Source organism: Aeromonas sp. QDB31 (assembly GCF_027707605.1).
Taxonomy (GTDB): domain Bacteria; phylum Pseudomonadota; class Gammaproteobacteria; order Enterobacterales; family Aeromonadaceae; genus Aeromonas; species Aeromonas media.
The window spans coordinates 1-5,095 of the sequence record NZ_JAPCIX010000045.1; the positions used below are offsets into that span (position 1 = coordinate 1).

Annotated in this window: 6 protein-coding genes and 1 pseudogene; 1 reads left to right on the forward strand and 6 read right to left on the reverse strand. The window is 60.8% G+C overall.

What is annotated here, in order from left to right; all coding sequences use genetic code 11:
- Positions 1-45: 45 nt before the first annotated feature.
- The 4 genes and pseudogenes from urfF to PG898_RS21405 all read right to left on the reverse strand — a co-directional run.
- A complete protein-coding gene (gene urfF / locus PG898_RS20985) occupies positions 46-252 on the reverse strand; it encodes a plasmid repression protein F (protein ID WP_161623021.1) in 207 nt (68 codons plus the stop codon).
- A gap of 76 nt (positions 253-328) precedes the next feature.
- Complete coding sequence (locus PG898_RS21395; protein WP_420885096.1) at positions 329-1,348, reverse strand: DNA-primase RepB domain-containing protein; 1,020 nt, start codon at positions 1,346-1,348, stop codon at positions 329-331.
- Positions 1,276-1,689: an IncQ-type mobilization protein MobB gene (locus tag PG898_RS21400; RefSeq protein ID WP_238788229.1), complete on the reverse strand. Its 414-nt coding sequence runs from the start codon at positions 1,687-1,689 to the stop codon at positions 1,276-1,278. The genes PG898_RS21395 and PG898_RS21400 overlap by 73 nt, the downstream gene beginning before the upstream one ends.
- Positions 1,690-1,795: 106 nt before the next feature.
- Positions 1,796-2,545: pseudogene (locus PG898_RS21405) on the reverse strand (MobA/MobL family protein); the annotation flags it as partial.
- 76 nt (positions 2,546-2,621) lie between these two features.
- On the opposite strand from PG898_RS21405, the gene PG898_RS20995 reads away from it, so the two are divergent.
- Positions 2,622-2,960, forward strand: coding sequence for a mobilization protein (locus PG898_RS20995; protein ID WP_223917427.1), 339 nt, complete (start codon positions 2,622-2,624; stop codon positions 2,958-2,960).
- A gap of 377 nt (positions 2,961-3,337) precedes the next feature.
- On the opposite strand, the gene repC is transcribed toward PG898_RS20995, so the two are convergent.
- Together repC and PG898_RS21005 are read right to left on the reverse strand one after the other, a co-directional pair.
- Positions 3,338-4,207: a replication protein C, IncQ-type gene (repC, locus tag PG898_RS21000; protein WP_161623023.1), complete on the reverse strand. Its 870-nt coding sequence runs from the start codon at positions 4,205-4,207 to the stop codon at positions 3,338-3,340.
- The gene (locus PG898_RS21005) at positions 4,191-5,033 is read right to left on the reverse strand and encodes a helicase RepA family protein (protein ID WP_161623022.1); all 843 of its coding nucleotides are present in this window, start codon (positions 5,031-5,033) and stop codon (positions 4,191-4,193) included. Before PG898_RS21005 ends, repC begins: the two co-directional genes overlap by 17 nt.
- Positions 5,034-5,095: the final 62 nt, after the last annotated feature.

Below are 5,095 nucleotides of genomic sequence, written 5' to 3' on the forward strand. Positions count from 1 at the left end.
ATTGTGGGTAGCCATTGATTTGCCTCCTGTTTAGGCGGTCTGTGGTTAGGCGCTGGCGGGGTCGCGATCCCCGTCCTGCGCCGCTCTGATCTTGTCCAGATAAAGCCTCAAGGCCTCGGCCTCATCGTCTGTGGCCCATATCTTACGCGCCTTGCGCCCCAGTTCACGCTGGGTCTCGGCAAACCTAGCCTGCCTGATCGCGTTATCGCTGGCCAACAGGTTGCCAGTCAATTTATCCCGCTTGTCCTTCATACCAGACCTCATTAGAGCTAATGCAAAATACATGGTTAGAGCCAACACCATAACATGGGTTAGCTCTAACTAAAAGTCACATTTTCAGCGTGGGGTATTCCCGCTTGGTTTTTTGCGTCTGCTCAAGCTCGGCGCGGATCTTCTGCACCTCCGGCAGCGCCATCACTTTTTTGATGGTGCGCTCGATGTAGTCGGCCTCATGGCCTGCCTTGCGATCCATGAGGCCGGGGCTGGCCTCGGCCATGGCCTTGGCGATCTCGTCGGGATCTATGCCCTTCATGGCCAACTTCATGGCGGCGATGTAATCGCACTTGCTCAGGTCGTCCCCGAACCGCTTCACCAGCCCCGCCATTTCGCTGCGGTACTCGTCCAAGGCAGTCCTGTGATAACGGCGTGGCTGGGCTGTCTCTATGCCCTCCAGCCTGCGGGCCTGCTCCTGCTGGCGCTCCTTTCTCTCAAGCTCCTGCCCGGCCTCCTGCACCATCTGGGGGCCTGTGGTGGCGGCTTGGCCGCTGGACGCTCGGCACAGCACCCACGGCTGATACCCCGTCTTGGTTGTGTGCTTGGGCTTCTGGTTGGTAAAGCCCGCCAGACGGCCATAGTGGTGGCTGTCAGCGCTTGCGGGGTCGGCGTCATACTCTCGGGCCAGCCTGCGGGCAATCGCGCCCCTGTGCTCTGCTGGCGCGTTTGCCGCTACCTTCACCCACGCCTGATAGTTCTTCGGGCTGGTCTCGATAACGGCGGCAGGCTCCCGCCCTTCCTCCTTCATCGCGTCCAGGTCAAAGCTGCTCAAGTCGTCTACCAGGACAAGCCCGTGCCTGGCTGATTCGGCTGGCCGGATATAGATATCGTTGCCCTGAGCGTTCATCCGCTTGAGCCATGCGGCGTTCTCGACCACCTCTTGCAGCGTCCATTCCCGATTCATCATCTTGCCTGTGGCGGAGTCCCTGATGCCAATATCGTACAGGTCGCAGCCCATAGCCTTGAGCTGGCGGGCGATGGCCTGAGAGGTGCGATCCCCCTTCACTTGAGCCTGAGTAGTAGCCACACTGCCCCCTCCTTTGTCGTCCTGAGTTCCGGGGCCAGCCAGAGCCACAATCCGATCAGCAGCACTAGCGTAAACAGCAGAAAACCCATCGAGGTGAGTACGAAAATCCGCCATCCCAACTGACTCGCTGCGCGATCGGCCTTCTCGGCTGCCTTGTCCAGTGCCTCGGCTGCCTTGTCCAGTGCCTCGGCTGTGCCTTCCCACGCCGTCGCGGCTTTGCCCTGCTGGATCTCCCACTCTCCAGCCTGCTTTATGCTGGCCTCTTGAGTCTTGTCTATCGCCGTCACGGCCTTGTCTGCGAGAGTCGCCAAGCTCTGCGCCAGCGGCTCGATCTGCCCCGCCAGCTCGTCGATCCCTCTGGCCTGCCTCACTTTGTCTATCGCGCTCATGGTCAATGCTCTCTCTGTATGCCTGTAGGTCGATGATCTCGGTGTTGGCCGTCTCGATGGACAGGGCCGTATCCGCCCGCCCGGTGCGGATGCCCCGCCCCTCCATCTCCACCACGTTGGGGCCAAGGTGGATGGTCGGCAGGCGCTCGATCCCCTGCGCCTCTAGCGTCCGGTGGTCGATGCGGGCTTCGTGGCCTGCCATCTCCAGCGCCCGGTTGGCATGGTCTGCCCATGCTGCTCGGGTCTTCTCAAGCCACGCCTTGGGCTTCAAACTCTCGGTTTTCTGCGCCCCCCCCTGCCCCGGATTTTTCGGGTTGTACCTGCTGAACCACTGATCTTTCTTGCGCTCGACGCCATCGTTTTTGCGCTCGGACATCATCAGGTGGCAATGCGGGTTCTCACCCCCCCCCTTATGAATCGCCAGCGTATACGGCAGGCGCTCGACCTCGGTCAGGTACTTGGCGAAGTCGTCCACGAGCACCCGCTGCTGATCGAGCGTCAGCTCGATTGGCAGGGCAAATTCAACCTCTTTGAATAGGCGGCCATTGGCCCGTTCGTACAGGTCGGCGGCATCCCAGTAGTTGCCGACCTCTGCGGCTCCTGCCGCCCATGATGGCATGTTGCCAGACTGGGTGTGCAGCACCTCGTCTTTGTCGCGGGCATACTTGCCCTCGCGCTGAATGTAGTCGGCCTTGGCCTTAGCCGACTGGCCGCCGCCACGGCTGCCAGTCTTGGCCGCGAGATGAAATATCGCCATGTGTAAGCTCCACGCTAGTGGCCCTCGGAGAGCGCACCGCCCCGAAGGGGGGCCGGAGGCAGTTTCTCGCAGAGAAACCGGTAAGTGCGCCCTCCTCATGTTCCATGAGTCGGGTTTGCGGCATCAGTAACCTGATGATACTCTACAACGGGCACATAACAACAGGGCTGTCAACATGGGAAAGTTAGAGGATAAACTCGCCAAGCTCGAAGAACAGAGGGCGCGGATCAATGCCGAGATCCAGCGAGTGAGGGCAAGGGAACAGCAGCAGGAACGGCGGGATGATACTCGGCGCAAGATCATAGTTGGGGCAATGCTCACGGGCATGATAGAGGCGGGAAAGCTGGGGCAGTTCAATGAGGTCTGGCTACGGGCTGAGCTGGACAAGCAGCTTGACCGTGATCCAGACCGAGCCCTGTTTGGTCTGCCACCACTGGCAAAGGCTAAGCCAGAGCAGGTGGTGCAGGAAGAGGCCCCTGCGGGGCTACACACCGCCCCCACTGCTGCGCAGTAGGGGAAAGGCCGCTGTCGCGGCAAAACAGCTCTACGGGCCTCCTGTGGCGTCTCAGACAGGCACCAGCGGGCGAAGCCCGCCTTTCCCCCTACTGCGCAGCAGTGGGGGGGTGTGTAGCTTAGCGCAGCGATAAAGGGCCTCCGGCCTCTGGCCGGGCATTTTGGGCAGGGTTGAAGGCCCATCTAGGGGCCTTCGGCCCTAGATATTCTTAGTAATATCTTAGTACGGATTTTTGGCGAATCGCTGTAGGCCAGTGGTGGCGCGGCTTACAGCGATTTTTCAGAAGTGAAAACGTGACCGTTAAAACGGTAGAGCGTGACCGTTAAAACGGTAGAACGTGACCGTTAAAACGGTAGGCCGTGACCGTTTGGCTGGGACTAGCTTTGTTCGATCAGTAGCGGGCGCTTAATCGTGACTTTCGCAGCAGCCCCACGCCCTTCGATTTTCACATTCCAGCCGTGCAGCTTGCTGATCTCATTCAGCGCCTTACCGATGCGCTCACGGCGCTTCCGGTTGGTGGCTGCGGCCTTGCTGGGCGGCCCCCAAACCTTCTCAGCCAGTCGGTCGAGCCGGATGCTGTTACTGTTCCCTTGCCGCAACCATGCTGACAGCCAGGCATGGGTAAGCTGAGCGGTGTCGCTGTGCAGCTCGCGGCGCTCAATCAGTGATACATGCACATGATGCCCGGACAGCGCTTCGGCAAAGCGAGGGTTAAGGGCAATATGAATTTGGCCCTCTGGGGTTTCGGCATAGGACAGCAGGCGCATTGACCAGTCATAGCCATCCTTTCGGGCACGACAGCCCACCATGCTGAGGCGTTCAAGACAATCTTCAAGCCTATCGTAACTTTTGCCCTGATCATCCATCCCCGCAGCTTGTAGAAGCGCGTACCGAGTTGTTTTGACCACTATGGCTTTATCCATCACGGCGCTTTCTTCTGGCTTGAGATCAAGCCATAGCTGTTGGCCTCGCGGGTGTTCAACCTCGGCCCCTAAACCGTTAGTTTCGCCCACCGCGGCCAGCATACCGGCCAGCCCAATAGCACCGAGCAAAACAGACTGATCGCGACTATCGAGCGCCTGCCAGATATTAAACTTGAGGCGCAACCCGTTATGCTCATGCTCGATTGTCAGGCCGCCCGGACGGCGGCCACGGCACACGGGCCGGAACAGCGACACCAGCGCTAAAGCGGGGTCGTGGCGGGCATGATCAACGTCCCCGCCCCTGTGCTCAACCAGCGTAGCCATCAGACACCCCCTTGCTCTTGCGTTGCTTTTCCAGCACAGCGGGCTTGAGCACCCCGCCGTCATGCCGCCTGAACCAGCGGTCTTTGAACGGTGCCCCATAGTTGGCCTTGCTCACGCCGTAGCGCACGAAATAGGGCCGCTGTGAGTCGTCTACGCCCCATTCCTCGGCCTCGGCGGCCGTCATGCCGGACAGGTAGGACTGCCAGCGGATGTTATCCACGAGCACGGACGATCCCCGGCTGGCCTGCTGCTGGTCGCCTGCGCCCATCATGGCCGCGCTTTTGTTGGCATGGTGCAGGAAGATGATCGAGCACCCTGTCTCGGCGGCGATGGCCTCCATGCGGCCGATGACTTGGGCCATAGGCCCGGAGGCGTTCTCCTCCTCGATGTGGAAGCGCCTGAGCGTGTCCAGCACCATCAGGCGTCTGCCCTCGGCGGCTTTCATCATGCCGTCGAACCACTCCGGGGTCATGATGTTGGGGCCGTTTCCGATCAGCGGTTTGATCCACAAGTCGGTTGCCACGGCCTGCCGTTCGGCTGCGGAGAGGTGCGCCCCGAGTGCGTGCAGGCGGTGATGGATGGCAACTGGTGGGTCTTCTGCGGGCAGGTAGATCACTCGGCCTGTCGGCAGCTCGCCCACGCCCAGCAGATCGGGGCCGCCAGCGATCTGCATCGCCAGTTGCAGGGCCAGCATGGACTTGCCAGCCCCACCGGGGGATACCAGCGCCCCCACGGTGCCGGCCACCATGTTGGGCAACACATAATCAATTGGAGGGGGTGGGGCTGTGAAAGCCGCCAGTATGTCGATAGGATTGTGGGTAGCCATTGATTTGCCTCCTGTTTAGGCGGTCTGTGGTTAGGCGCTGGCGGGGTCGCGATCCCCGTCCT

What these genes read in the sequence shown, in the direction of transcription:
- urfF (WP_161623021.1), bottom strand. Translation starts at nt 252, where the DNA reads ATGAAGGACAAGCGGGATAAATTGACTGGCAACCTGTTGGCCAGCGAT.
- PG898_RS20995 (WP_223917427.1), top strand. Translation starts at nt 2,622, where the DNA reads ATGGGAAAGTTAGAGGATAAACTCGCCAAGCTCGAAGAACAGAGGGCG.
- PG898_RS21005 (WP_161623022.1), bottom strand. Translation starts at nt 5,033, where the DNA reads ATGGCTACCCACAATCCTATCGACATACTGGCGGCTTTCACAGCCCCA.
- PG898_RS21400 (WP_238788229.1), bottom strand. Translation starts at nt 1,689, where the DNA reads ATGAGCGCGATAGACAAAGTGAGGCAGGCCAGAGGGATCGACGAGCTG.
- repC (WP_161623023.1), bottom strand. Translation starts at nt 4,207, where the DNA reads ATGGCTACGCTGGTTGAGCACAGGGGCGGGGACGTTGATCATGCCCGC.